The following is a 22,987-nucleotide window of genomic DNA, read 5'->3' on the forward strand; positions in this document are numbered from 1 at the left end:
CCTGATGAAGGGCTGGCGCCGGGACCCCGAGCATGCGGAGGTTCGCGTCCTGCGGCGCCGGGTGCGGCTCGATGACGCGCGCGTCCTGGACGTGGGGTGCGGCGACGGACGGCTGACGCGCCGCGTCGCCGGCGCGGCGCGGACCGTCGTAGGCATCGACCCAAACGGCGCGGCCCTCGACCGAGCCCGCGCGCTGACTCCCCGACGGTTGAGCCGAAAGATTGAATACCGCCTGGGGACGGCCGAGCATCCGGGGATCTCACGCCGCCGCTTCGATGTCGCGATCTTTTCCGGATCGTTGTGATGAGTGCCCCGCGAGGGCATGGTTCATGCCCTGACGGCTGCCCGGCGCCTGCTCCGGCCGCACGGCATGCTGGTCGATCTGCGCAGCGATCGGTTCGCGCACGTCCGGGCGCGGCACGACCAAGTCTACTGCCTGGCGGGTAGACGGCGCTTCCACGCGGGTCCGCTGAAGATCAACCGGCCTCTCGCGGATTTCCGCGCCGCCGACCGGGCGATCAGGGAAGTCGTGCGCCGCGGCTTATTCCGGCACACGGCCTCCGACTTCTTCGAAATCCGCTCCTACGCCGCCGGCCCCGCGGAGCTAGAGCGATACGCGATCACGAATCCGTATGCGACCGTGGATGCGACGACGCTCCGGCGGCTGCGCAACCTGCTTCGGCGCCACCCCGGCGCCCGAATTCTCGTGGTCACCCTATCGCGGTTGACCGTCTTGGAGAAAGCCTGAGGACTACCGTCCGAGCATGCCGGTCATGTACGCCCGGCCGACCAAGCTCCCGAGAAAGAGGACGAGCAGCACCATCCAGCGCGACTCGCGGTAGGTCCGCTCGTTCAACGATGCGCGCAGCGCGCCGCCCGGCCTCAGCACGAACAACGCCAGCAGCGTCAGCACGATCAGCGCGTCGTACATGAGATGGTACGGCGTGCGTGGCCGCGCCCCGCCGGCGAAGAGCGCCATGCCCGCGAGCGCCATAATCGCGAGGGGCACCTGCGCCAGCCAGAGAATCCACCAGAACAGTTGCGGCATCCGGAATCGCCCCGTCAGATCGCCGAAGAACGCGAACAGAAAGCACAGGGCGTCTCCGGCCAGTGTGAGACTCAGGAGCAACGTCGACCCGTGCCACGCGGCTATTGTCATGGGCCGGTGATTCGCGCGGCGGCGACGCGCTCCTCCCCCACCTGCCGACGTGGGAGAGAGCCGCCGGAGGGATGCGTGTGTGCAACGAAACCGACGCGAAGAAGGCCGTGCAGTCACAATTCGGGCGCCAGGCTGAATGGTACACGGTCAGCCGGCGTCACGAGCAGTCGCCGGGGCTCGACATCCTGAAGCGCCTCGCCGCGCCCTCTCCCGCCGACCGGGTCTTGGACGTCGCGACGGGGACCGGGTTCACGGCGTTCGCGATGGCCGAACGCTCCCGGAGCGTCGTGGCCCTCGACTTCACGGCGGGCATGGTGCGCGAGGCACGGAGCCTGCGCGACCAACGAGGCCTGACCAACGTGACATTCTGCCTCGGTGACGCAGAGGCGATGCCGTTTCGGAGCGGCGCCTTCGACCTGGTCGTGTGCCGTTACGCGTCCCACCACTTCCCCGACGCGGCCCGCGCAATCGCCGAGATGGTTCGGGTCGCCCGGACGGGCGGCCGCGTGGTCGTCGAGGACACGTGCGCGCCCGAGGACCCGGCGCTCGACGATTTGATGAACCGCTGGGAAGTAACGCGCGACAACTCTCATGTGCGCAATATCCCGCCGAGCCGGCTGCGCGCGCTCCTCGAGGCGGCCGGGCTCGACGTCCGCGCCGCCGAGCGGACGGCGATCCCCCAGCACTTCAACGAGTGGGCGCGACGCGGCGGCATGAGCGAGGCGGGCGCCGCGGCGCTGCGGACCGAGTTCGTGAACGCGGGCCCGAAGGCCCGCGCGGAGTTTCAGATACGGCCCGAGGACGGCGACCTCGCGTTTTCGTGGGGCGAGGCCGTCGTCCTCGGGGTCAAGCGTTAATTCCATGGCGGCCGGCCGCGGGCCGGCGGCACTGACCGCGCCGGGGCGTTACCGCCGCGCCGTCAGCACCATGATCGTCGTCGCGGAGAACGAGCCGTCCGCGTTGAGCGTCCCCATCGCCGCCACGTGCGCGCCCGCGGCAAGGCTGGCCACCGGCACGGCGGTCAGTTTGGAGATCCGCGCCGACGCCGGGACCGCGACCGTCGTCGCCGCGCCGGCGCTCGATGCGACGGAGAGCGACGAGCCGGTCGCGCCCGCCACCAACCCCGCCACGAAGACGCGGCCCGAGCCAGAGTCGCGGACGCCGCCGCGGCCCGGCCCCGCGGAGCCGAGACCGGCCGGCGCAGCCCGCACGGCCTCCGCGGTCAGCGAGCCGTCCGCGGACTTCTGCGCGACGACGCGAACCATATCGCCCGCTTTGATCTCGGTGATACGGGCCGCGGCCTGCGTGAGCACCTTCGTCGCCGTCGTGGTCTTCACGGTGTACGACGTACCGTCGCGGCCCGTCACGACCAACGAGCCGGTCGAGACCGACTGGATCGTGCCGAACACGCGACTGCCGCGGTGCTGCCCGCCCTGCGCGGGCGGTTGGGTCTGCGCGGACGCGTGCCGCTTGACGGATACGAACGTGAAGCCCGCCGCCAGAACCGCGATCAGCGCGATAACGATTGGGTAGAACCGAGCCTTCTGCACTCCGCCTTCCTCCCGTGTTCTTGGTGTCTTCACCGGCTGTAATCGAGTCTAAATCGCAGGCGGGGGCGGAAAGGTTCCGCTACGTTTATGAAAATTTGTTCGGAGATGTGAAGGGCCGGGTCCCGATCCGTTAGACCCGCTCGACCAGCTGCGCCGCACCGAAGCCGGCGATAACGGCGCCCGAAAGCCGGCTCACCCAGGCAAGCACGCGGGCGCCCGCCGCCTGCCGCAGCGCGCCGACTCCGGCGCTTAGGATCAGCCACCACGCCGCGGATCCGAGGAACACGCCCGCCACCGTGAGGGCGGCGGAGCCAAAGTTCAGGCCGCCCGCCGGCGCGATTACCGCGAAGACCGCGGCGAAGCTGATGATCGTCATCGGGTTGGTGATCGTCAGGAACAACGTGGACGCGTACGCTGGGAGGAGCGCGGGACCCCGTGCGTCCGTACCCGCGGAGGCCGCGAGATCGCGCCGCGCGAGCATTGTGCGAATCCCGATCGCCAGCAGCAAGGCGCCGCCGGCGAGATGGAGCGGCCGGGCGTTCTGCACGAAGAAGCGGAACAACACAGTCAGTCCGAAGGCCGCGACGGCGCCGTACAACGCGTCTGCCGTGGCGGCCCCGAGGCCCGACACGAAACCGACCCGGCGACCAAACACGAGCGTCCGCCGGATGCACAAAACGCCGATGGGCCCGACCGGCGCCGCGATCGACAGCCCGATGACAAATGCCTTCAAGAACAACATACAGGGATTATACAGGCCTGTGACCGGGATCATATCGGCGCCTGCCCGCACCGCCTATGCTCGACAGCGGACCGGGCGCATATGCCCCAAGGAGCCGATGATGACGACCCCCCTCGGATCCGGACTGACATGGCAGCAGGTCCTGGCGCTGGGCCTGGTCGCCGCCTTTGTCGGCGCGGCGAGGATCCTGGACCACCTTCACCAGTCCGCCGTCGTGCCCCCGTCCGAGGCAAGATCAGGCTCTGATCCGATGCGCGCCGAGCGGCCGCGTGGTACGCGTAGCCTGGAGTAGTGTAGGTTCGCACTCCACCCTACTCCAGGGGGGGGCGTTTGTATGAGCAACGGATCAGCCGCGATGAATCGCCGCGCATTCTTCCGCGCCTTCGGAGGCGTCGCCGCCGGCTCCGCGGCGGGCCTGCCGCTGGCGGCGCAGTTGAGCGCGCAGGCTGCTCCACCACAGATGCCGCTGGTGAAACGTGTTGCCGCAAACCCGGCCGCCGTCCCGGCGCCAATCCGCCGGTCGCAGGCCGCGCATCATACCCTCACGCTCACGGCCCGAGAGGTTGTGGCTGAGATCGAGCCGGGTCTCAAGTTCCTCTACATGACGTTCGACGGTCAAGTGCCGGGCCCGCTGCTCCGCATCAGGGTGGGCGATACCGTCCAGCTCACGTTCAGAAATCCGCGCGAAAACCTCATGCCGCATACCGTCGACTTCCACGCGGTCTACGGACCGGGCGGCGGCATGGAAGCGCTGCTGGCCAAACCCGGACAGGAAAAGGGCCTCTACTTCAAGGCGCTCTATCCCGGCAGCTTCGTGTACCACTGCGCGGTCGCCGACCTCGACTATCACATCGCCAGCGGCATGTACGGGATGATCGTCGTGGAACCGGAACAGGGCCTGCCTCCGGTATCGCGGGAATTCTACCTCGGCCAGAACGAGATGTACGTGGGCCAGTCCGCGGGCCCGGACGGCTACCGCACCTTCGATTTCGACGCCCTGCTGCGGGAGAATCCAACGCACGTGCTCTTGAACGGACAAAAGAAGGCGGTGACCCCGGACGGCTACGGGGCGCTGAAAGCCAAGGTCGGAGAGACCATACGGATCTTTTTCGTCAACGGCGGACCGAACTTGACGAGCAGTTTCCACCCGATTGGCAACATCTGGACGAGGGTGTGGGGCAACGGATCGTTCAGAACCGCGGCGGACGCGTACATGCAGACGGTCACGGTCGGCCCGGGCAGCACGCTGGTGGGCGACCTCGCCCTGCCGGTGCCCGGATCCGTCAGGCTGGTCGATCATGCGATCACCCGCGTCGTCAGGAAGGGCATGCTCGCGGTGATCGACGTCGCCGGACCCGCTCAGCCGCAGATCTTCAAGCCATTGACGCCCGGCGTATGAAAACGGGCGGGACCGCGGGCTCCGCGCCCGGCCGCGGCCGGCGCGGAGCCTGTGCTCGCGCCTCCGAAGTCGGAGGGAAACGACGCTACCGGCCCGCTCGAATTACCGTTGCGGTGGCAGCAATTTCTCGTCTACGAGCACGATCGAAGTGACGGCGTGCCGGCAGACCAGCTCCGGACCGGCCGGCGTCTCGACGAGGAGGGCATTCAGATCGGCGGCGCGGACGATCACCTGGGAGAGTTCGTAGCCGTCGGCGCACCGCAGATGAACAGGGACACGGCGCGCAACGAGCGCGTCGACAAACGCGCCCGCGTGTGAAAGGTACCCGAGACCGCCGACCGCGACGCCGCACCCGTGGCGTCCGGCGCCGTCCAGTCAGCCGGTAATGGCGGGCTGTGTAACAGCCTCCAGTTCGTTCAACCGGCGATCCAGCTCGAGCATGCGGCGCCGGTAGTCCAGTTCGGTGACTACGGCGTCATGGACGTAGCTTAACACGGGGTCTTCGGCGGCATGCGCAATCTTCTGCTCTTGTTGCCAAATCAGGTCTGCGAGCTCACGCACTACGTCCTTGAGGTGCATCCTCACGCCCCCCAATTGGTTCCGGCAGCGCCGAACCGAACTCGATAACTCGTAATTCTGTGCGTCGCAGAGATTTCCTGGAATGTTGCGTTATCTCGTGGTAAGAATTTGGTGAGGTTTTTCGGTCGCCGGCGCAGGCATGACGCACCGCGGCAAGAAATCTTATCGAAACGCGGCGGCAATCAATACGGGAGGCAGACGTTGTCGCATCTCGGCAGTGATTTTTGGCACGACTTCGAAGGGACACGCACCGATCAAGACGTCGCGCTCATCCAGACGATGCGCACTGTGCGCGCAATTCGCGGCGCCGACCGTCCGCGCGCCGGCGTTCCGGAGGAGATCCGCGCGGCCCTCGCGCATCTTTGCGCCGCGATGGAGGGCCTGGTCGACTGGATGGAGCAGGAAGGCGGGACCGACTCCAACGCGATGCAGCTGCTGCAAGACCTTCACCGGGTCGGAGACGGCGTCGTGCGATGCCTCTCCGCGTGTCCCGTCCAGATAATTCTAGAGAAAGCCGACGAAGACGCCGGATAGCAGAAGATGGCGCGCCCGGAGGGATTTGAACCCCCGACCTACGGCTCCGGAGGCCGGCGCTCTATCCGCTGAGCTACGGGCGCGCGCGTCCCTACTATTATAACAAAGACGTAGGGCCGAGACTCCGCTACACCGCCGGAGCCGCGGGCGCAGGCGGCGGAACCGTCGGCGCGGGCGGGACCGGTCCGTGCCGCCGCCGCTCAACGATGGCCATGATCACACCGCCCGTACCCCAGGTCACCGCGGCGAAACCGGCCAACCACCCAAGGTGTGGAATCGCAAAGGCGATCGCCAGCAGCAGCCCGCCGATCAGCGCTTCAAACGCGATCCGGCCCGGATGGACGCGGTGTCCCACGAGCACCGCGACGGCGCTGAACCCCAGTTGGATCGCGATCAGCAGAGCCGCCAGTAGCACCAGCACAAGGAGAATGCCCGCGACGCTCAGCACGAGCAGCACCACGGCGGGCCCGAGCAGCAGCCACACGAGAACGCCCGCGAGCACCGAGCCCGCGGGGCTTCGTTCGAGGGCCTGCACTACCGCCGCGGTGACGCCGGGGAAGAACGCGGCGGTGATCCATGCCGTCCCGACGACGGTCGCCGCCCAGAGCAGAAACAGCAGCCCCGCGACAATCTTCCACGCCGCGATGATGCCGAAGATCGCCGGCGGCATCCACGGCGGCAAGCCGGGAGAGAGCCACGGCGGCGACGACGGCGGAGCCGCGGGCGGCGGAAACGGCATCGGCGGCACCGACGGGACCTGGGGGTTCGGCGGCGCCGGGTGTCCGGGCGGCGCCTTTCGGATCACCGCACCCGGCGCGATGCGCACGCTGCCGCCGGTGGCCTGCACCGTCCCGTCGACGACGGCCGTAGAGTCGAGGATGACATTGCCGCCGGTCGCGCGCACGTCGCCGCCCACGTGCCCGCCGACGTGCACCGAACCCGCGGTCGCAGACGCGTTGCCGGTCACGGTTCCGCCGACGTCGAGTGTGCCGCCGATTACGATGGCGTCCCCGTACACGATCGTGCCCGGCGGCACCGTCGCGTCCCCGATGCGGAGCAGCGTTTCCCCGGCCTGCGCCGCGGTGCCCGCAAGCGCCGCGGCCGCGACAACGGCGGCGGCAGTGGCGCAAGCCCGCGAGAGTACGCGCCGGATCATCATCCCAGCAGCGTGAGCCGGTCTCCGACCCGCGGCACGAACTCCGAGCCGTCCCGGACGGCGCAGTAGTCAAGATCCTTTTCGAGGCCGATGGCCAGCACGTTCCGGCCGCCGGCCGTCTGCCGGAACACCTCGATCGGATCGGGCCACGCACGATACAGCGTGCGCGCGGCCAGGACGGCATCGGTTGCGCGGTAGTCGGCGCGCCCCGCGAAATACTCGACGAGCGCGTCGGCCACACCGCCGGCCGCGTACGCGTCGTCCAGGCTGAACCGGCCCTCCCGGCCGGCACAGACCACGGTGAGATCGAGGCCGCCGTCCCGCGCCGCCGCGGCGGCGGCGCGGGCCGCCGCCGCCCGGTTGCGCAGGCACGCCGCGAAAACGACCGGCGCCAGCCGAACGGCGTGAAGCGCCCGCGTCCCGTTCGTGGTCGCGATGACTACCCTGCTTCCCGCGACGTCCGCGCGCGCGAAGGCGGACGGGCTGTTGCCGAACTCGAACCCCGCGGGCGGCAGGCCGCCCTCTTCCCCGGCGGTGCGCACCCGCAGCGCCGATCCCGCCGCGTAGCCTCGGGCGCTCTCCACGTCCGGCGCCGCGATCACTTCGGCGCAGCCGCGTTCCAAAAGGGTCAGAATCGATGTCGTGGCGCGAAGCACATCAATCACCACGGCGACGCGGCGGCGCACGTCGCCCGCCTCCTGCGGCAGGAACGCGACGTGAATTTCCACTCAGAACTTCCGGACGTAGGGCGCCGCCGAGATCACACGCGCGAGCCTGGCGCGCATCTCCTCCGCCATCGCCTGCGCGGAGGTCTGCGCGAATGCCGCGTCTTGGGGCGTAACCTCGAACAGCGGCATCTCCCCGCCCACCACGTTCCAGGTGCCCCCGGCCGCGACCGCGCGAACGTCGAACGGCTCGGGGTCGCGATTGAAGAACATATCGAGGCGAACCGCGAGCGCGAGGGCGCGGTCCGCCGCGCTCGCCCCCGCGACCGCGGCGCCGAAGGTCGCAATCGGCTGACCGTCGACACGGATGGTCACGGGAGCGCCCGGCGCCGGCTGCGGCGGCTCGAGCGAGATTTTGAGGTACCCTTCAACGGGCCGGCGCACGATCGGAATGCGGCGGCTCTGCAGGTCGGCACGGATATAGTCGACGCGCTCCTGGGGCAGCGGGTGGTCCTCGAGCCCGGTCACGGGTTGGCCGTTGAAGCGGCTTTCCTGCGCGAGATGCTCAATGAGGGTCAACATCGCCACGGGGGAGTACCCGGCTTTGGTGAGGTACGTCACCCCGTTGAGGTCGGCCTCGTGCTCCAGGTCGCGCTGGTAGTCGTTCATGACGGCCTGCAGCGAGATCTGCGCGCCGAGCAGCGGCACCGGCGAGTGCGCGAGCACGGACAGCACGAGCGCCACAAGCAGCGCGGGCGTCATGCGCTTTTCGCGGTCGGCCTGAATGTAGTAGTGCCGGTGGTTGACGTGCGTCAGCTCGTGCGCGAGCACGGCGGCGAGTTCGTCGTCGGACCGCACGAACCGCATCATGCCCTCGGTCACGTACACCCACCCGCCGGGAATCGACAGCGCGTTGATGCCGGGCACCGAGACGATCTTGAAGTGGTACGTGAGGTCCTGCCGCTCGACGACGCGGGTGAGCGCGTCGCCGACGCGCTGCAGGCGCCCGACCTGCGCCGGATCGGTGATGAGGCGGAACTGCGATTCGATCGACTTGGCGACCTGGGCGCCGAATTTGACCTCGTCCGCCGTCGACGGAAACGTCAGCGCGTCGACGGCCGGGAGTCCGCCGCCCGGGAAGCCGAGCGGGGCGGCCGCGGCAACGACGGTCAGCGTCACCGCGATCCATCGCGTGAGGTGCCCGCGCCCGCTCATTCCGCCGCTCATCGCTCCTTTTTCGGCCACCGTTCGGCGCTCCGGGACGGAGACCTCTCCCCCGAAGTCGAAACGCCGAAGGTGCGCCGGGCGTTCCGTTCGACCGCCGCTTCGAGCGCGGCGGGCGACGCGCCGCGCAGCCCCGCGACCGCGCGGGCCGTGTACGCGACAAACGCCGGCTCGCATCGCCGGCCGCGCATCGGCACGGGGCTCAGATACGGCGCGTCGGTCTCTACAAGGAGCCGCTCCTCGGGAACCCGGCGGGCCACATCGCGCAGGACGCCGGCGTTCCGAAACGTCACCGGCCCCGCAAGCGAAATCATCCAACCCGCGGCGGCGCACCGCGCCGCCATATCCGGTGTACCCGAAAAACAATGAAGGACTACCCTCGTCGCGCCTTCCTCTAACAGTATCCGCTCGACGTCGTCGTGTGCCTCACGATCGTGCACGACCACCGGGAGGTCGAGGCGGCCGGCCAGGCGCACCTGCGCCCGGAAGGCGGCGGCCTGCGCCGCCTTGGTCCCCGCCCCATGAACATAATCGAGGCCGATCTCACCGATCGCCACGACCGCCGCATCGCCGGCGAGGCGCTCGAGCGCGTGGAGGGCGGCCGTGTCCGCCTCGCCGGCGTGTTCGGGATGGATGCCGACGGCCGCGCGCACCGCCGGATACCGGCGGGCGAGCGCGAGCACGCGCTCTGCGCTCGGGACGGTCGTGGCGGCGGACACCATCAGCCCGACGCCCGCCCCCGCGGCCCGCGCCACGACGTCGTCACGGTCGGCGTCGAACGCCGCCGCGTCCAGATGGAGATGTGCGTCGATCCACACGTCGCGGGCCGGCGGCGGGTCAGCGCGGGTGCGACGGGCGGGCCCCGCGGTCCGGCCGGAACGGCGTCAGGTCAAGGCTCGGCTGTCCGGTGACGATCAATTCGGCGACGAGCCGGCCGCCCAGTGGTCCCTGCGTGAACCCCTGGCCGCCGAAGCCGCCCGCGACGTAGTATCCCTCGAGTTGGGGGACCGCCCCGAGCGACGGCCGCCCGTCGGGCGAGACCGGCCGGATGCCCGCCCACGCTCCGACGATCGGCATCGAGCGCACGGCGGGAATGCGCCGTTCCGTCCTGGACAGAGCGTCGTCGAGATAGCCCCACTCGACGACGGCGTCGAGCGTCTCGCCGGGCGGCTGGCCGCACACCATGATGAGGCCCTCGGCCCGCGTCTTGCAGTAGAAGTCATCCTCTTCTTCCATAATAAAGGGCGAGTCCGGGGGTACTTCGGCCGGCGGCTGCACGACGAAGACCTGCCGTTTCCGAGGCGACACCGGCAGACGCACCCCGTTCAACTCGCCCAGGTCGCGGGCCCACGCCCCGGCGGCGTTGATCACCCGACCGGCGGCCACGCCTCCCTCCTGGGTGACGACGCGCTGCACGCGGTTGCCGTCGGTCTCGATGTCCACGACGCGGCACCCTTCCGTGATCACCACGCCGCGCCGCCGCGCGGAGTCCGCCAAGCGCTGAACGGTGGCGAGCGGGGTGGCCCACTGATCGTCCGTCGAGCGTGTTGCGACGGCGACGCCCTCGGCGGCCAGGTACGGAAACTCCCGGCGCAGCTCGTCCGGGCCGAGCGCGTCCACGGCGATGCCGCACGCCGCGTGAAACCCGATTCGATCGCGTGCCGCCTGGGCGTGGCCGGCCGACCGCCACAGCAGCAGCGAACCGGTCGCGCGCAGGTCGGTCCCCATCTCGTCGCGGAAGCGTCGGTGAACGGCAATCGCCTCGAGCTGGAAGCGCAGATCCGCCTCCGTCCCACTCTGCACCAGCATGACGCCGGCCGCACGGCCGGTCGCGCCCGAGCCGACCGTTCCCTGCTCGAGGACGACGACGTTGCGCACGCCGGCGTCCGCAAGAAAATACGCGGCGGAAAGCCCGACGATCCCGCCGCCGATGACGACCACGTCCGCGGTGCTGTTCATGCGTTTCCGGCTTCTTCGCGGGCGGGCGGGGCCCTACCCCGCCCGCCCGCGCGTGCGCGGCTACGTCGCACGAGGCGAGACACGCACCCCGCCGTGCGGCCGGGGAGCGGACCGCCGCGGCGCGGGGTCAGGCAACCTGACCGCCGGCGCAGCGCCGGCCGCGGTCACCGCCTCGCGGCTCGCCCGGGACCGCAGCGCAAACGGCGGATCCGCGGCGGGCGGGAGCAGCGCCCGCACCGTCGGGTCGAAGTAGCGTGCCTGCCGGAGGACGAACGGTCGGCGCCGACCCGTCAGCGCCAGCACGATCCCGTCCGGCATCCGGGCGATGTCATCGGGCATGGCGAGCGGCCGCACATATGGGTGCACGGTGGCCCGCGTGCCCCCCGGGCCGACCGTCCGCGAGACCGCGGGCACGGTGGTGTCGCCGAGCCAGGCGCTGACGCTGCGCGCGGTCTCGAGATCGCCCGCGCGGAAGATCAGCTTCGTTTCTGTGTTGGCCACCAGGGTGCGCGCATCGCGAACCCCGTAGACCTCCTCGATCTGACTGAGCACCTGCGCGCCGAGCACCACGCTGACGCCCCGCTCGCGCAGCGTGGGCAGCCGGTCGCTCAAACCCGCGAGGTATCCAAAGCGCCGGAACTCGTCGAGAAACAGGCGGACCGGACGCCGGCGCTCGCCGCGGTCCGCCTGCTCGATCAACGTGTCGAGCAGATCCGCCACCAGCCACGCGACGAGCGGCTGGAGCCGCGACGCGTCGGTCTCCGGCAGCACGATGTAGAGCGCCGCCGGTTCCCGGCCGAGCCGGCCAAGATCCCAGTGGCCGGCCGTGGCATCGTCGACGATCGGGTCGGCCCACGGCGACAGCCGTTGCAGCAGACCGGTTACCGCCGCCTCGCGCACGCGCCGTTCGCGCGCCGCGAACGCGCCGGCCAGCTGCCGCACCTCGCTCACAGGACTGCCGGCCAACGCCGCCCGGACGGCGCCGGTGCCGCCCAGAAGGAGACGGTATACCGACCCGACCGTATGGCCCCCCGTGGCGCGCGCGCTCTGCACGTGCAGAAAGAGGAGCGCCGCCAGGTCCGCGGCCGCCGACGCGTACACCTGCGCGTCGCCGGAGAGATCCCGGGGTGTCGTATTGCGGATCAGCAGCGCGGCGATGCGCTGCGCTTCGCCGATCGTCACGGCGCGGTGGAGCGGATTGTATCGAATCGACCCGTCGAACAGCGGGCAGAACAGATGCGCGCGCGCACCATAGCGGCCCGCCGTGACGTTCCACAGCGAGCGCGGGCCGGTCTTGATATCGAGAACGACGATGCTCTCGCGCGACGGATCGCGCAGCAGCACGTTGGGCGCGATGACGCCCGCGGTCTTGCCGGTCCGGGACGGTCCGAGGACCAGGGTATGCGCGGACGCCTGCTCTTCGTCGAGGTAGAGCGGAAGCGGCACGCGCGGCGACGGCCACAGGCCGAGCAGCAGCGCACCCCCTCGGGCGAGATCGGCGGCCTCGGTCCAGCCCGCCCACGCGGCGCTTGCCGGAAGCGGGACGGCGCGACGACGGGCGCGACAGGCGGCGACGATCGCGGCGATCAAGCAAATCCAGGCGGCCCCGGCCGACGATATCCCCGCGGCCGGGTTACCCGCGCACAGCGACGACAACTTTGCGAGCGCGAGACCGGTGGCCAGAAGACCGGCGGGTTTCCACAGGCGAGTCATCTCCGATCCTCCTCTCCCAACTGATCGACAAGGGGTATCGCGAGCGCGCCGGCCGCCCACACGGGCGGCGGCGGCCATTCTGTCGGCGCGCCCGCTCCGTCAAGCGACGCGACGAGACCGGCCGCGCAGGCTTCCGCGCTGCCCGCCCAGATACGGTGGATACCGGAGTCCACCGCAAGCGCGGCGAGGCGCTCAGCCCTCCGGTCGTCGTCACAGGCCAGCAATAGCCAAGCACCCGCACGGGCCGCCCACGCCGGATCGTCCGTTTGCGCGCATGCGACTTTGAGAAGCAGCGTGTACCGCTCGAACTTGTCGCGCATCGCCGCCGGCGGCATAGTGCCGCGATCGCGCTCGAGGTAGTAGGTCCACCACCCGCGGTCCGGCGCCGCGGCCAGCACGACGGCGTCCGGCACGAGCCGGGTTTGATCGAGGTCGATCACGGAGCGGCACCCGGCGAGCCAGAGGGTCGGCGGCAGACGCCGGGTCCGCGCGTGCTCGCACAGGGCGCAGAAGAGGTCGTTGGTCTCGATGAGGTGATCGAGGTGCAGTGCCGCGATCGCGCCGGCCCGCGGCGTCGACGGATCGTCGCGGCGGACCGGGGCGGCGTCCGCGGCGTTCAATGCACCCGCCGCGGCGCGACCGAGTGGCGCCAACCCCCAGAACGCGCGCCGGTCGGTGAAGGCGTCTCGGCGGAACCATCTGAGAAACCTGCGGCGCCGCAGTTCACCGAGACGCGCCCGGACACTCGACAGGGACAGACCGGGATAACAGGCGCGGTGGACCTGCGGGCACGTCAAATAATGGAGATCGCGAAGCACGTGAAGCAACGCGCGGTCGCACGGCGTGAGGCAGGCGAACGCCGGCGCCGCGCGCTCCCATAAGCGCATGGCGATCAGCTCCTTTCGGCGCGGGTTGAAAACGGTGAGCCGGGAGTGCGGCAGAACGAGCGGACGAAACGCGAACGCGGTGCGAGGCTAAAGGACGCGCGGCGCGCGTCGACGAGGGGGCTGGTCAGGCCCGACGCTTCTGAGGGGGTGAAGCGTCCACCTCAACGGGTGCCTCGTCTACGCGCGCACTCGCGTCCGAAATGCGGGTAGTGCCTGCCGGATGTACGATCGACGTTCGATACTCCCTTACCCTGCGTGTTCCGGTCCTGCGATGAGCCGTGCGGTCAATCGGGCCGGCTGGTCACTTGGGGCGCCGCTCGAGGGTCGCCCGATGCCGCGCTGCCGTTGCCCTTGGCTCGCGGCAGTCGCTAAACCAACGCCTTTATAATAGATGGTGAGATGTATAGATGTCAACACACAACTATTGTTCGCGCCGCGGCGGAAAGCTGGAACGGTCACGTGGTAGCGCGTACGTTCTCGTCGAGAACTCGGAAACGAAAAATCTGGGCCGTTCGGCTGTGGAGGACAGGGCAGCTAAGCGCGCTGCAGCGTTGGAGTGGACCAAGGAAATATCGCCCTCGCCCGGCCCGTGCGCAATTCTCCGACAATTTTGCGCGGTGCAGCTCGGATAATCAAGATCCGCTGGCGGCGGGGCCGCGTCTGAGATCGCCGGCGGCGGCCCGAACTTGTTCCGCCGGTGCGGCCCCGCCACGGGCCAAGCGGACGTTGCGAGGCGGTAGTCGCGGAGCGTGCTTACGAGTCGGCGACGGTCTCGAGCGCGGCGTCCTCCGGATCGCCGATGAGTTCCGGCTGCGCGTCCTGCCCCTCCGGGGCGGCCGCCTGCCCGTCGCCCTCGCTTTCGGTGCGGCGTCCGTCGAGGAACCACACCCGATCGCCGATGACTTCTGTGAGCGTGCGCCGCGACCCGTCGGGCAACTCGTAGTTGCGCGTCTGCAGCCGCCCTTCCACGGCGACGAGCCGGCCCTTGACGCAGTACTGGCCGACCTGCTCCGCGAGTTTGCGCCAGGCGACACAGCGGACGAAGTCGGCCTCACGCTCACCCGCGGCGTTCTTGAAGTCTCGGTTGACGGCGATCGTGAACTGCGCCATCGCGTGCCCGTTGGCCACGTACCGGAGTTCCGGATCCCTGGTCAGACGGCCGATCAGCTCGATGCGATTCAGCATGTGCTTCGCCTCCGGTGACTGCGTACCGGCACTTTAACATCATAGTGTATAGATGTCAATATAGTCATATGTCTGCAGGCGCGGCGGGCGAAACCCTACTTCCCGAACACGGCGATTCCATCCATCCCCGCACGACCCCCACGATAAACACCCGGCGCCGTCGGTCCACACTCGTGATCCAGGCGCCGGCTCGATATCCGCCGAAGCAGGCGCCATGGCGCGCGCAAACTGGCTGACGTTCGATTGCTACGGCACGCTCATCGACTGGGAGGACGGGGTGGCGAAGGCGCTCGGGCCGTTTCTCGACGCATCGCCCGACCGGCACGCTTTCGCGCGGCGCTACATTGAGATCGAAGCCGAAGTAGAGCACGAGACCTACCGCCCGTACCGGGAGGTGCTGACCGAGGCCAGCGGCCGCCTGATGCGCGAACTCGGTCGCCCGCTGCCGGCGGGCCGGGAGCGGGTGCTTCCCGAGTCACTGCCTCGGTGGCGACCCTTTCGGGAGGTGCCGGAGGTGCTGCGGCGGCTGCACCGCCGCGGCTACCGCCTTGGGATCCTCTCCAACGTGGACCGCGATCTCATAGAAACGTCCGTTCGGTTGCTCGGCGTCACGCCGGAGGTCATCGTCACGGCCGAGGACTGCCGCAGCTACAAGCCGGCACTGGGACACTGGAGGGAGTTTCGGGCGCAGACCGGGTCGGGGCCGGAACGCACTATCCACATCGCGGCCAGCCTGTTTCACGACATGGTCCCGGCCGCGGCGCTGGGCTACCGGACCGTCTTCATCAACCGCCACGACGACTCCGTCACCGGCGCGTCGCCGGCCCGCGTGCTGCCCGACCTCCGCGCGCTGCCCGAGACGGTCGACCAACTGGAGTTGCCTTGACACCCCTCTCAGGGCTCGGATATGCTGATGGCGCATCGAACGACGCGTGCCGAAGTGGCGGAATTGGCAGACGCGCTACGTTCAGGGCGTAGTGGGCGAAAGCCCGTGGGAGTTCGAGTCTCCCCTTCGGCACCAGACGACCGCGCGGGCATCGGCGCCCATGCCTGACGCTTCCGGCCCCGGCGGCCTCGATGCGATCGTCCTCCATCACCTGCGCGGGTTTCCCGAGGAACTGCAGCGGTTCGCCAACGTCATCAAACAGTCGCACGGGCGAAGCGCGGTCGAGTTCTTCCTGTCGCGGCCCGCGCCGGCGGACTCATTTCTCGCCGCCCTGTGCCGCGCGGCGCGAGACGGCGAGGACGTCGTCACCGTGATCGAGGCGGCCCAAGTGCTGGGACGTCCGCCCGCTACGCTGCTGACCCACGAATCTGACGGGTCGCTGCCGCAACCCTACTGGGGCACGGGCCGGCATCGTCTGTGGCGCCGCGCGGACATCGTGCGCGGCGCCGCCGGAGGCCCTTCGGCGCCGGGAACGGACTGAGGCGAATGGCGCGTCTTGTGCTGAGCGTTCGGTGCGCGGCCTGCGGGCGGGAGTTCGACACAGGCATCCGGATGGACGCACGCGACTTCGCGCGGGCAACGTTCGCGGCAAACTACCATGCGTGTCCATCGTGCGGCCACCGCGGGACCTACCGGAAGGGCGACTACAAGACTACTGCGCCGGCGCCACGGCACGCCGGCCTCCGGCCGGACCCGATTCGCCGACACCACGGGACGGGCTAAGTCAACCCTTGGCCCGCTCCGCCGCGTGTTCGGGGTTGCCCGCCGCGCAAACGCGGTCCTATAATGAACGCGTCCGCTTCGCATTCCGCCACGGTGCCGTTCCACCGTAGGCTTCCGCCAGTACCCCGCCAACCGGCTCGCGCCGGCGCGGGTTCGCCAGACATCCCGAGAGGAGGGACAGTGAATGGCCAAGTATGAGGCCAGGAAGTTTCGGTCGTTCGAGGTAGAGCTGACCGGCATCAGCAAGAAGACGATGGAAGAACACTACAAGCTCTACCAGGGTTATGTCGGCAAGGCCAACGAGATCCTGGACCGCCTGGCAAGCGGCCAGGTCGACCTTTCGAAGGCGAATCCCACCTACTCCGAGCTCCGCGAACTTAAAGTCGAATTGACGCGCGCCATCGGCGGCGTCAAGAATCACGAACTGTACTTCGACCATCTCGGCGGCAAGGGCGGCAAGCCGTCGGGCAAGCTGTTGCAGATGATCGAAAAGGCGTTCGGGTCGTTCGAGAACTGGCAGGCCGATCTCAAGGCCACGGGCCTCGCGGCGCGCGGCTGGGCGTGGCTCGCCTACGACTGGGATTCCGGCATGTGTCTCAACTACATCGGCGACGAGCAGAACACGTACCCGATCTGGAACGGCACGCCGCTCGTTGCGCTCGACTGCTTCGAACACGCGTACTTCATCGACTACGGCACCGGCAAAGCCTCGTACGTCGACGCGTTCTTCAAGAACCTCGACTGGGACGTCATCACGAAGCGCGCCGACCACTTCGGCATCCTCAACCGATAACGTACCGGAGTCGCGCTGCGGAGCCCGGTCGAATCACGGCCGGGCTTCGCGCATTTGTGCGGCGATCCCCGGGAGGAGGTGCGGGCGGTCCACCGAAGATGGACCGCGTCATGAGCGATCGTCGCCGTCGCGATGACACCCGCGAGATTCCTCTAACGCGCGTCTGCCCGGAGTGCCAGGAAGAGATGGAGCTGATCACCGCCGACGACGTCGGCGAAGTGCTCGTGTACGAATGCCCCGAGTGCGGCTCCCAAGAAGAAATCCGCATCGAGAGCGAAGACGACGACGCCGCCTCGCTTCTCGGACCGGATCTGTGGGTGGACGAAGACGGCGAACCGGACGCCGAAGGGGATCAGGACGAGCTCGACGACTCCGAATAGCGCACCGTTCCGCCGACGGCGGTGAGGCGCACCCGGACCTCCGGGATGCGTTCCGGCGGAATCGCGAAGAGATCCTCCGAGAGTCCGACGAAGTCCGCGACGCAGCCCGGCGCCAGCCGTCCCTTCACAGTCTCCTCGCCTGCGGCGTACGCGGCGCCCGCGGTGTACGCGTCCACCGCCTCGCGAACCGTGAGCGCCTCTTCCGGACGCCACGCGGGCCGCTCCGGCTCGGACCGGCGCCTGCGCGCCACCGCCGCGTAGATGCCGGTCAGCACATCCAGCGTCTCGACCGGTGCGTCCGACCCGAACGCAAGATGCGTGCCGGCGCGCAGCAGCGACCGGAACGCGTAGGCGTACCGGCCCCGCCCGCCCCAATAGCGGTCGACGATGTCGCGGTCCTGCGTACAGTGAATCGGCTGCATCGACGCCGTGACGCCGAGGCGAGCGAACCGCGGCAGATCGTCGGGGTGCAGCACCTGCACGTGCTCGATGCGGTGGCGCAGCCCGTGGCGGCGCGAGTCGTCCTGCGCCGCCTCGATCGCGTCGAGCACCCACCGGTTCGCGCGGTCGCCGATGGCATGCACCGTCACCGCGATCCCGTGGGCGGACGCGCGCGCCGCGAGGTCCCGCAGCTGCTCGCGCGTCCGCACGACGACGCCGCGATTGTCGGGCTGGCCGTCGTACGGCTCGAGCATGCTCGCGGTCTGCGGGCCGAGGGCGCCGTCCGAGAAGATCTTCACGCCCCCGATCCGCAGCCACGCGTCGCCGAGGCCGGTCCGCAGTCCGACCGCCACTGCGGCGTCGAGGGACTCCTCGGGAATCGCCATGCACACCCGTACCCTGAGCTCGCCGCGCGCGCGCAGGCGCTGAAACGCGCCGAGGACGTCGCCGCCCTCGACGACGTGGACGGCTCCGATGCCCGCCCGGTGCGCCGCGCCGGTCGCGTCCCGGATCGCCTGCTCGAGCTGTTCGGGCGACGCCGTCTCCGCGAGCGCCGTCACCGCGTGGAGCGCGCGCTCGGTGAGCAGCCCGGTGGGCTCGCCGGTCCCGACGTCGCGCACGATAACTCCACCCTCGGGATCCGGCGTCGCGGCGCCGATGCCGGCGCGCGCCAGCGCCACGGAGTTAACCCACGCGGCGTGACCGTCCTTGCTGCGGAACACCGCCGGCCGGCCACCGGTAACGGGATCGAGATCCATGCGTCCGGGGAACCGTCCCTCGGGCCAGAGGTTCTTGTCCCAGCCGCGACCGCGCAGCCAGGCATCCGCCGGCGCAGTGCGGGCGGCCGCCGCCACCGTCGCGACGGCGTCCTGCAGGGACCGGGTTCCGCCGAGGTCCACGCTGCGCATCGCGAGCCCGACCGCGGCGAGATGGATGTGACTGTCCGTGAACGCCGGGAAGATCGCGGCCCCGCCGAGATCGAAGCGGCGGGCCCGCGGAAACTCGTCGCGAAGCTCCGCGCGGTCGCCGGTCGCCGCGATCCATTCGCCTCGGACGACGAGCGCCGTCGCACGCGGCCTGTCCGGATCGCCGGTGTGGATGATTCCGTTCTCGAAGAGCGTCTCACCGTAGTCCATCGGTCTCTCCTCGCATGCTCCGCAGCGTGCGCGCCATCTCCACCGCGGCGAACACCGCGTCTTCTCCTTTGTTGCCGCGCGCGCCGCCGCTGCGCGCCTCGGCCTGCGCCACCGTCTGCACGGTCAACACGCCCAGCGTCACGGGAATGCGCTCGTCGAGTGCCACGCGGGCAAGCCCCGTCGCGGCGCCGAGCGCGATCATCCGGTCGTGGGTCGTCTCGCCGCGGATGACGCACCCGAGGCACACGATCGCGTCGTAGCGGGCGGAGCGGGCTAGCGCTTGGGCGGCGATGGGCAGCTCCCACGTCCCGGGGACCCACACCACGTCTCCGGCCGGCGGCCGCTCGATCCCGCAGCGCGCGATCGCCTGCTGCGCCCCCGCGAGCAGACGCGAGGTGATGTGCTCGTTGAACCGGGAGACGACGATCCCCAACCGCAGGCCCCGACCGTCCGGCGCGGCGCCCGTCCGATCCGCGCGGCCGCCCGCGGTCATTCGACGGACAGAAGGTGCCCGAGCTTGTGGCGCTTCGTCGAGAGATAGCGGTAGTTCTCGGGGTTGGGCGGCACCTCGATCGGCACCCGCTCGACGACCTCGATGCCGTAGCCCTCGAGGCCCACGCGCTTCGCGGGGTTGTTCGTCAGGAGCCGGATCCGCCGCAGCCCCAGATCGGTGAGAATCTGCGCGCCGACGCCGTAGTTGCGCGGGTCCGGCGCAAACCCGAGCAGCTCGTTCGCCTCGACGGTGTCGCGCCCCCGGTCCTGCAGCGCGTAGGCGCGGATCTTGTTGGTCAGGCCGATGCCCCGGCCTTCCTGGCGGATGTAGACCAGCGCGCCCCGCTCGACCCGCGCAATCGCCCGAAGCGCCGCGCGCAGCTGCTCCCCGCAGTCGCAGCGCAGCGACCCGAAGACCTCGCCGGTGAGGCACTCCGAGTGCATGCGCACCAACACCGGATCGTCGCCGGAGAGGTCGCCGTAGGTCAGCGCGAGGTGGCTCGCGCCGTCGAGCGTGTTCTCGTAGACGACCGCGGTGAACTCGCCGAACGTCGTGGGCAGGCGCGTCTCGCCCTCCCGGCGTACGAAGCGGTCGCGCGCGATGCGGTAGCGGATCAGATCCTGAACCGAGATGATCGGCAGGCCGTGCCGGCCCGCGAACTCGCGGAGCTGCGGCAGCCGCGCCATCGTCCCGTCGCCGTTCATGATCTCGCACAACACGCCGGCGGGCCGAAGCCCCGCGAGCGTCACGAGGTCGATCGCGGCCTCCGTGTGCCCGGCGCGGCGCAGCACGCCGCCCGGCGTCGCGCGCAGCGGGAAGACGTGGCCCGGCCGCGAGAGGTCCGCGGGCCGGGTTGCGGGATCGGCGAGGGCGCGGATGGTCGCCGCGCGGTCCGGCGCGGAAATGCCCGTCGAAATCTTATTCTTCGCGCCCACGGAGATCGTAAACGCCGTCCGTTGGCGCGACGTGTTGTTGGACACCATCAGCGGCAGCTCAAGCGCGTCCACGCGGTCCGCCGACAGCGGGACCGTGACGAGGCCTCGAGCGTGGGTCAGCATGAAGTTGACTTTTTCCGCGGTGGCGTGCTCCGCGGCCAGGACGAGATCGCCTTCGTTCTCGCGGTCTTCGTCGTCCACGACGATCGCGAACCCGCCGCCGCGAATCGCCGCGATGGCAGCCTCGACCATTACTTCCCCACCGCCTTTCGCTGCCGGCGCCTCCCGTCGGCGAGTCCCTTTGGGGCGCGCCGCCGGCGCTTAATGACCGCCGCCCGCGGCTCGGCGCCGCGACGGAGCCCCGCCGTCAACTGCTCGACGTACTTTGCCAAAATGTCCATTTCAAGGTTGACTTCGTGTCCGGGCTCGAGCTCGCCGAGCGTCGTGATCTCGCAGGTGTGCGGGATCAGCGCTACCCCGAACCGCCCCGCGGCCGGACGCCCCCCCATCCTGACGCCGGCGACTGTGAGGCTCACACCGTCGACCGCGACCGAGCCTTTGTCGACGACATAACGAGCCAGCGCGGACGGCACCGTGATCTCGAGCCGCCGCCCTTCCGCCTCCCGGTGGAGCGCGGCGACGCGCCCGACGCCGTCCACGTGCCCCTGCACGATGTGGCCCCCGAGCCGGCCCGCCGCCGGCACCGGCCGTTCGAGATTAACCGTCGTGCCGGAAGCCAGCCGGCGGAGCGTCGTGCGCGCGAGGGTTTCCTCGGACAGGTCGGCCGTGAACGTGCCGCCGTCGCGGGCTACGACCGTAAGACACACGCCGTTCACGGCGACGCTGTCTCCGATGCGAAGGGCGTCACCGTCGAGCATGCCGCCCGCGTCGATGACGAGACGTGCGCCCCGCCCGTCGCGGCGCATCTCGCGCACCCGGCCCATTCCCTCAACGATCCCGGTGAACACCGCGGCCGCCTCTATCCCCGCCGCGTATAGGCTTCGATCAAGACGTCGTCGTCGAACCGCTGCACCTCGACCGGTCCGAGCCGCCACGCGTCCGCCATCGCCGCCACGCCCGAGCCCGCGCCGGCGGAGGGGCCGCCGCCCACGAGCACCGGCGCGACATACACCAGCACCTTGTCCACGAACCCCGCCTCACGGAACGCCCCGTGCACCGCGGCGCCGCCCTCGACGAGCAGGCTCAGCACGCCGCGCGCGCTCAACTCCCGTAGCAGGGCCGGCAGATGGACGCGCTCGTCGGGCCCGTCGCAGACCAGCACCTCGGCGCCGCGCGCCTCAACCGCACGGCGGGCTTCGGGCGACGCCGCGCGGGTCGTCGCGACGATGACCGAGATGCCGTCGCGGGCCAAAACCCGCGCGACGGGCGGCGTCCGCAGACGGCTGTCGAGCACCACGCGACGCGGTCCCCCCGCGGGCCTCGCAGCCTCGCCGGTGCGCGCGGTCAACGCGGGATCGTCCCGCAGCACGGTCCCCACGCCGACCAGCACCGCATCGGAGACGGCGCGAACGCGATGGGCGTGCGCGCGCGACGCCGCGCTCGAAATCCAGCGCGAATCGCCGGTGCGCGTGGCGATGCGCCCGTCGAGCGTCATCGCCCACTTCGCGGTGACGAACGGCAGGCCGGTCGTACGGTGCTTGATATAGGCTTCGTTGAGGCGGCGCGCCGCGGCTTCGCCCGCGCCGACCGCGGTCTCCACCCCGGCCTCGCGCAGCCGCGCGAGGCCGGCGCCGCGTACCTGCGGATCCGGATCCACCATGGCCGCGACTACGCGGCTCACGCCCGCACCGACGATCGCCTCCGTGCAGGGCCCGGTCCGGCCGGTGTGGGCGCACGGCTCCAGCGTCGTGTACAGCGTCGCGCCGCGCGCGGACGGCCCCGCGTCCCGCAGCGCGAAGATCTCGGCGTGAGGTTCCCCGGGCTTCGGGTGATATCCGCGGCCGACGACGCGGCCGTCCGCCACCACGACGGCGCCGACCATAGGGTTGGGGCTGACGGTCCCCGCCCCGAGCCGCGCGAGCGAGAGCGCCTCGCGCATGTAGCCTTCGTCAGTGGCCCGGCGTTCGGTCTCCGTCAAAAAACGACACCCCGAGGACAGAACCACCACCCTCGGGGCGTACCGGCACCCGTGCTGATCAGGCCAATCAACCTTCTCCATCCGGACTGTACCGTCGGCTCTGGAATCTCACCAGATCGTGCCGGCCGAAGCCGGCTCGCGGGCTGTACCGCCGATCGGGAATTGCCGGGCGCGCCTCGCGGCGCGAGATCCCCGGCTCACCCTGCCCCGAAGGTCCGTGGCGTGTTCTCTTCAGTTGTGTAGACACTATAGCACGCGCGAAAGCCCGCGGGCAACCGGCGGCGGGCGGG

Annotated in this window: 27 protein-coding genes, 2 tRNA genes and 1 riboswitch; of the genes, 11 read left to right on the forward strand and 18 right to left on the reverse strand. The window is 70.1% G+C overall.

Features of this window, described 5'->3' with window-relative positions:
- The first annotated feature begins 4 nt into the window (after positions 1-4).
- Both VFL28_07075 and VFL28_07080 read left to right on the forward strand, forming a co-directional pair.
- Positions 5-304, forward strand: coding sequence for a class I SAM-dependent methyltransferase (locus VFL28_07075; GenBank protein ID HET7264415.1), 300 nt, complete (start codon positions 5-7; stop codon positions 302-304).
- A 3-nt stretch (positions 305-307) separates the two neighbouring features.
- Positions 308-748, forward strand: a complete 441-nt coding sequence (locus tag VFL28_07080; GenBank protein ID HET7264416.1) for a hypothetical protein — start codon at positions 308-310, stop codon at positions 746-748.
- 3 nt (positions 749-751) lie between these two features.
- On the opposite strand, the gene VFL28_07085 is transcribed toward VFL28_07080, so the two are convergent.
- Positions 752-1,159 (reverse strand): hypothetical protein, encoded by a 408-nt coding sequence (locus VFL28_07085; GenBank protein ID HET7264417.1) that lies wholly within the window; start codon positions 1,157-1,159, stop codon positions 752-754.
- 77 nt (positions 1,160-1,236) lie between these two features.
- On the opposite strand from VFL28_07085, the gene VFL28_07090 reads away from it, so the two are divergent.
- Positions 1,237-2,016: a methyltransferase domain-containing protein gene (locus VFL28_07090; GenBank protein ID HET7264418.1), complete on the forward strand. Its 780-nt coding sequence runs from the start codon at positions 1,237-1,239 to the stop codon at positions 2,014-2,016.
- A gap of 48 nt (positions 2,017-2,064) precedes the next feature.
- Here VFL28_07090 and VFL28_07095 read toward each other — a convergent pair whose 3' ends face one another.
- Positions 2,065-2,709 carry a DUF5666 domain-containing protein gene (locus tag VFL28_07095; protein HET7264419.1) on the reverse strand — a complete coding sequence of 215 codons (645 nt, stop codon included), beginning with the start codon at positions 2,707-2,709 and terminating at the stop codon, positions 2,065-2,067.
- Between the two features lie 130 nt (positions 2,710-2,839).
- Positions 2,840-3,484: a LysE family transporter gene (locus tag VFL28_07100; GenBank protein HET7264420.1), complete on the reverse strand. Its 645-nt coding sequence runs from the start codon at positions 3,482-3,484 to the stop codon at positions 2,840-2,842.
- 322 nt (positions 3,485-3,806) lie between these two features.
- On the opposite strand from VFL28_07100, the gene nirK reads away from it, so the two are divergent.
- Together nirK and VFL28_07110 are read left to right on the forward strand one after the other, a co-directional pair.
- A complete protein-coding gene (gene nirK / locus VFL28_07105) occupies positions 3,807-4,850 on the forward strand; it encodes a copper-containing nitrite reductase (protein HET7264421.1) in 1,044 nt (347 codons plus the stop codon).
- Between the two features lie 156 nt (positions 4,851-5,006).
- Positions 5,007-5,168: a hypothetical protein gene (locus VFL28_07110; GenBank protein HET7264422.1), complete on the forward strand. Its 162-nt coding sequence runs from the start codon at positions 5,007-5,009 to the stop codon at positions 5,166-5,168.
- Positions 5,169-5,225: 57 nt separating this feature from the next.
- On the opposite strand, the gene VFL28_07115 is transcribed toward VFL28_07110, so the two are convergent.
- Positions 5,226-5,429, reverse strand: a complete 204-nt coding sequence (locus VFL28_07115) for a hypothetical protein (protein HET7264423.1) — start codon at positions 5,427-5,429, stop codon at positions 5,226-5,228.
- A gap of 201 nt (positions 5,430-5,630) precedes the next feature.
- On the opposite strand from VFL28_07115, the gene VFL28_07120 reads away from it, so the two are divergent.
- A complete protein-coding gene (locus tag VFL28_07120; GenBank protein ID HET7264424.1) occupies positions 5,631-5,963 on the forward strand; it encodes a hypothetical protein in 333 nt (110 codons plus the stop codon).
- Between the two features lie 7 nt (positions 5,964-5,970).
- On the opposite strand, the gene VFL28_07125 is transcribed toward VFL28_07120, so the two are convergent.
- From VFL28_07125 to ssb, 9 genes are all read right to left on the reverse strand, one after another.
- Positions 5,971-6,046: transfer RNA gene (locus tag VFL28_07125), tRNA-Arg, on the reverse strand.
- 44 nt (positions 6,047-6,090) lie between these two features.
- The gene (locus tag VFL28_07130) at positions 6,091-7,122 is read right to left on the reverse strand and encodes a polymer-forming cytoskeletal protein (GenBank protein HET7264425.1); all 1,032 of its coding nucleotides are present in this window, start codon (positions 7,120-7,122) and stop codon (positions 6,091-6,093) included.
- The gene (locus tag VFL28_07135) at positions 7,119-7,847 is read right to left on the reverse strand and encodes a 2-phosphosulfolactate phosphatase (GenBank protein ID HET7264426.1); all 729 of its coding nucleotides are present in this window, start codon (positions 7,845-7,847) and stop codon (positions 7,119-7,121) included. The genes VFL28_07130 and VFL28_07135 overlap by 4 nt, the downstream gene beginning before the upstream one ends.
- A complete protein-coding gene (locus VFL28_07140; GenBank protein HET7264427.1) occupies positions 7,848-9,029 on the reverse strand; it encodes a M48 family metalloprotease in 1,182 nt (393 codons plus the stop codon).
- Positions 9,008-9,826 carry a TatD family hydrolase gene (locus tag VFL28_07145; GenBank protein ID HET7264428.1) on the reverse strand — a complete coding sequence of 273 codons (819 nt, stop codon included), beginning with the start codon at positions 9,824-9,826 and terminating at the stop codon, positions 9,008-9,010. The genes VFL28_07140 and VFL28_07145 overlap by 22 nt, the downstream gene beginning before the upstream one ends.
- Before the next feature lie 19 nt (positions 9,827-9,845).
- Positions 9,846-10,967, reverse strand: a complete 1,122-nt coding sequence (locus VFL28_07150) for an FAD-binding oxidoreductase (protein ID HET7264429.1) — start codon at positions 10,965-10,967, stop codon at positions 9,846-9,848.
- Between the two features lie 60 nt (positions 10,968-11,027).
- Complete coding sequence (locus tag VFL28_07155; GenBank protein ID HET7264430.1) at positions 11,028-12,680, reverse strand: type IV secretory system conjugative DNA transfer family protein; 1,653 nt, start codon at positions 12,678-12,680, stop codon at positions 11,028-11,030.
- On the reverse strand, positions 12,677-13,567 hold the full coding sequence (locus tag VFL28_07160) for a replication-relaxation family protein (protein HET7264431.1): 891 nt from the start codon (positions 13,565-13,567) through the stop codon (positions 12,677-12,679). The genes VFL28_07155 and VFL28_07160 overlap by 4 nt, the downstream gene beginning before the upstream one ends.
- Before the next feature lie 753 nt (positions 13,568-14,320).
- A complete protein-coding gene (gene ssb / locus VFL28_07165; protein HET7264432.1) occupies positions 14,321-14,752 on the reverse strand; it encodes a single-stranded DNA-binding protein in 432 nt (143 codons plus the stop codon).
- A gap of 214 nt (positions 14,753-14,966) precedes the next feature.
- Here ssb and VFL28_07170 point away from each other — a divergent pair, with 214 nt between their 5' ends.
- The 5 genes from VFL28_07170 (at position 14,967) to VFL28_07190 (ending at position 17,594) form a co-directional block, all read left to right on the forward strand.
- Entirely contained in the window at positions 14,967-15,638 is a 672-nt protein-coding gene (locus tag VFL28_07170; protein ID HET7264433.1) for an HAD family hydrolase, read from the forward strand.
- Positions 15,639-15,686: 48 nt separating this feature from the next.
- Positions 15,687-15,773 (forward strand) — tRNA-Leu (locus tag VFL28_07175).
- Between the two features lie 25 nt (positions 15,774-15,798).
- Complete coding sequence (locus VFL28_07180) at positions 15,799-16,179, forward strand: hypothetical protein (protein HET7264434.1); 381 nt, start codon at positions 15,799-15,801, stop codon at positions 16,177-16,179.
- Between the two features lie 426 nt (positions 16,180-16,605).
- Complete coding sequence (locus tag VFL28_07185; protein HET7264435.1) at positions 16,606-17,214, forward strand: Fe-Mn family superoxide dismutase; 609 nt, start codon at positions 16,606-16,608, stop codon at positions 17,212-17,214.
- A gap of 110 nt (positions 17,215-17,324) precedes the next feature.
- Entirely contained in the window at positions 17,325-17,594 is a 270-nt protein-coding gene (locus VFL28_07190) for a zf-TFIIB domain-containing protein (GenBank protein ID HET7264436.1), read from the forward strand.
- Here VFL28_07190 and VFL28_07195 read toward each other — a convergent pair.
- From VFL28_07195 to ribD, 5 genes are read right to left on the reverse strand one after another with little or no spacing between them, the layout of a single operon-like run.
- Complete coding sequence (locus VFL28_07195; protein HET7264437.1) at positions 17,567-19,171, reverse strand: amidohydrolase; 1,605 nt, start codon at positions 19,169-19,171, stop codon at positions 17,567-17,569. The two genes, VFL28_07190 and VFL28_07195, sit on opposite strands and share 28 nt — an antisense overlap.
- The gene (ribH, locus tag VFL28_07200; protein ID HET7264438.1) at positions 19,158-19,664 is read right to left on the reverse strand and encodes a 6,7-dimethyl-8-ribityllumazine synthase; all 507 of its coding nucleotides are present in this window, start codon (positions 19,662-19,664) and stop codon (positions 19,158-19,160) included. Before ribH ends, VFL28_07195 begins: the two co-directional genes overlap by 14 nt.
- Positions 19,661-20,851, reverse strand: a complete 1,191-nt coding sequence (locus tag VFL28_07205; protein ID HET7264439.1) for a bifunctional 3,4-dihydroxy-2-butanone-4-phosphate synthase/GTP cyclohydrolase II — start codon at positions 20,849-20,851, stop codon at positions 19,661-19,663. Before VFL28_07205 ends, ribH begins: the two co-directional genes overlap by 4 nt.
- The gene (locus tag VFL28_07210) at positions 20,851-21,567 is read right to left on the reverse strand and encodes a riboflavin synthase (protein HET7264440.1); all 717 of its coding nucleotides are present in this window, start codon (positions 21,565-21,567) and stop codon (positions 20,851-20,853) included. The genes VFL28_07205 and VFL28_07210 overlap by 1 nt, the downstream gene beginning before the upstream one ends.
- A gap of 11 nt (positions 21,568-21,578) precedes the next feature.
- Positions 21,579-22,727 carry a bifunctional diaminohydroxyphosphoribosylaminopyrimidine deaminase/5-amino-6-(5-phosphoribosylamino)uracil reductase RibD gene (gene ribD, locus VFL28_07215; GenBank protein HET7264441.1) on the reverse strand — a complete coding sequence of 383 codons (1,149 nt, stop codon included), beginning with the start codon at positions 22,725-22,727 and terminating at the stop codon, positions 21,579-21,581.
- Between the two features lie 36 nt (positions 22,728-22,763).
- Positions 22,764-22,916: riboswitch (FMN riboswitch) on the reverse strand.
- Positions 22,917-22,987: the final 71 nt, after the last annotated feature.

The sequence above is a fragment of the bacterium genome (assembly GCA_035691305.1).
Taxonomy (GTDB): domain Bacteria; phylum Sysuimicrobiota; class Sysuimicrobiia; order Sysuimicrobiales; family Segetimicrobiaceae; genus DASSJF01.

What these genes read in the sequence shown, in the direction of transcription:
- VFL28_07075 (HET7264415.1), top strand. Translation starts at nt 5, where the DNA reads ATGAAGGGCTGGCGCCGGGACCCCGAGCATGCGGAGGTTCGCGTCCTG.
- VFL28_07085 (HET7264417.1), bottom strand. Translation starts at nt 1,159, where the DNA reads ATGACAATAGCCGCGTGGCACGGGTCGACGTTGCTCCTGAGTCTCACA.
- VFL28_07100 (HET7264420.1), bottom strand. Translation starts at nt 3,484, where the DNA reads ATGATCCCGGTCACAGGCCTGTATAATCCCTGTATGTTGTTCTTGAAG.
- nirK (HET7264421.1), top strand. Translation starts at nt 3,807, where the DNA reads ATGAATCGCCGCGCATTCTTCCGCGCCTTCGGAGGCGTCGCCGCCGGC.
- VFL28_07115 (HET7264423.1), bottom strand. Translation starts at nt 5,429, where the DNA reads ATGCACCTCAAGGACGTAGTGCGTGAGCTCGCAGACCTGATTTGGCAA.
- VFL28_07130 (HET7264425.1), bottom strand. Translation starts at nt 7,122, where the DNA reads ATGATGATCCGGCGCGTACTCTCGCGGGCTTGCGCCACTGCCGCCGCC.
- VFL28_07150 (HET7264429.1), bottom strand. Translation starts at nt 10,967, where the DNA reads ATGAACAGCACCGCGGACGTGGTCGTCATCGGCGGCGGGATCGTCGGG.
- VFL28_07155 (HET7264430.1), bottom strand. Translation starts at nt 12,680, where the DNA reads ATGACTCGCCTGTGGAAACCCGCCGGTCTTCTGGCCACCGGTCTCGCG.
- VFL28_07160 (HET7264431.1), bottom strand. Translation starts at nt 13,567, where the DNA reads ATGCGCTTATGGGAGCGCGCGGCGCCGGCGTTCGCCTGCCTCACGCCG.
- ssb (HET7264432.1), bottom strand. Translation starts at nt 14,752, where the DNA reads ATGCTGAATCGCATCGAGCTGATCGGCCGTCTGACCAGGGATCCGGAA.
- VFL28_07170 (HET7264433.1), top strand. Translation starts at nt 14,967, where the DNA reads ATGGCGCGCGCAAACTGGCTGACGTTCGATTGCTACGGCACGCTCATC.
- VFL28_07180 (HET7264434.1), top strand. Translation starts at nt 15,799, where the DNA reads ATGCCTGACGCTTCCGGCCCCGGCGGCCTCGATGCGATCGTCCTCCAT.
- VFL28_07185 (HET7264435.1), top strand. Translation starts at nt 16,606, where the DNA reads ATGGCCAAGTATGAGGCCAGGAAGTTTCGGTCGTTCGAGGTAGAGCTG.
- VFL28_07190 (HET7264436.1), top strand. Translation starts at nt 17,325, where the DNA reads ATGAGCGATCGTCGCCGTCGCGATGACACCCGCGAGATTCCTCTAACG.
- VFL28_07195 (HET7264437.1), bottom strand. Translation starts at nt 19,171, where the DNA reads ATGGACTACGGTGAGACGCTCTTCGAGAACGGAATCATCCACACCGGC.
- ribH (HET7264438.1), bottom strand. Translation starts at nt 19,664, where the DNA reads ATGACCGCGGGCGGCCGCGCGGATCGGACGGGCGCCGCGCCGGACGGT.
- VFL28_07205 (HET7264439.1), bottom strand. Translation starts at nt 20,851, where the DNA reads ATGGTCGAGGCTGCCATCGCGGCGATTCGCGGCGGCGGGTTCGCGATC.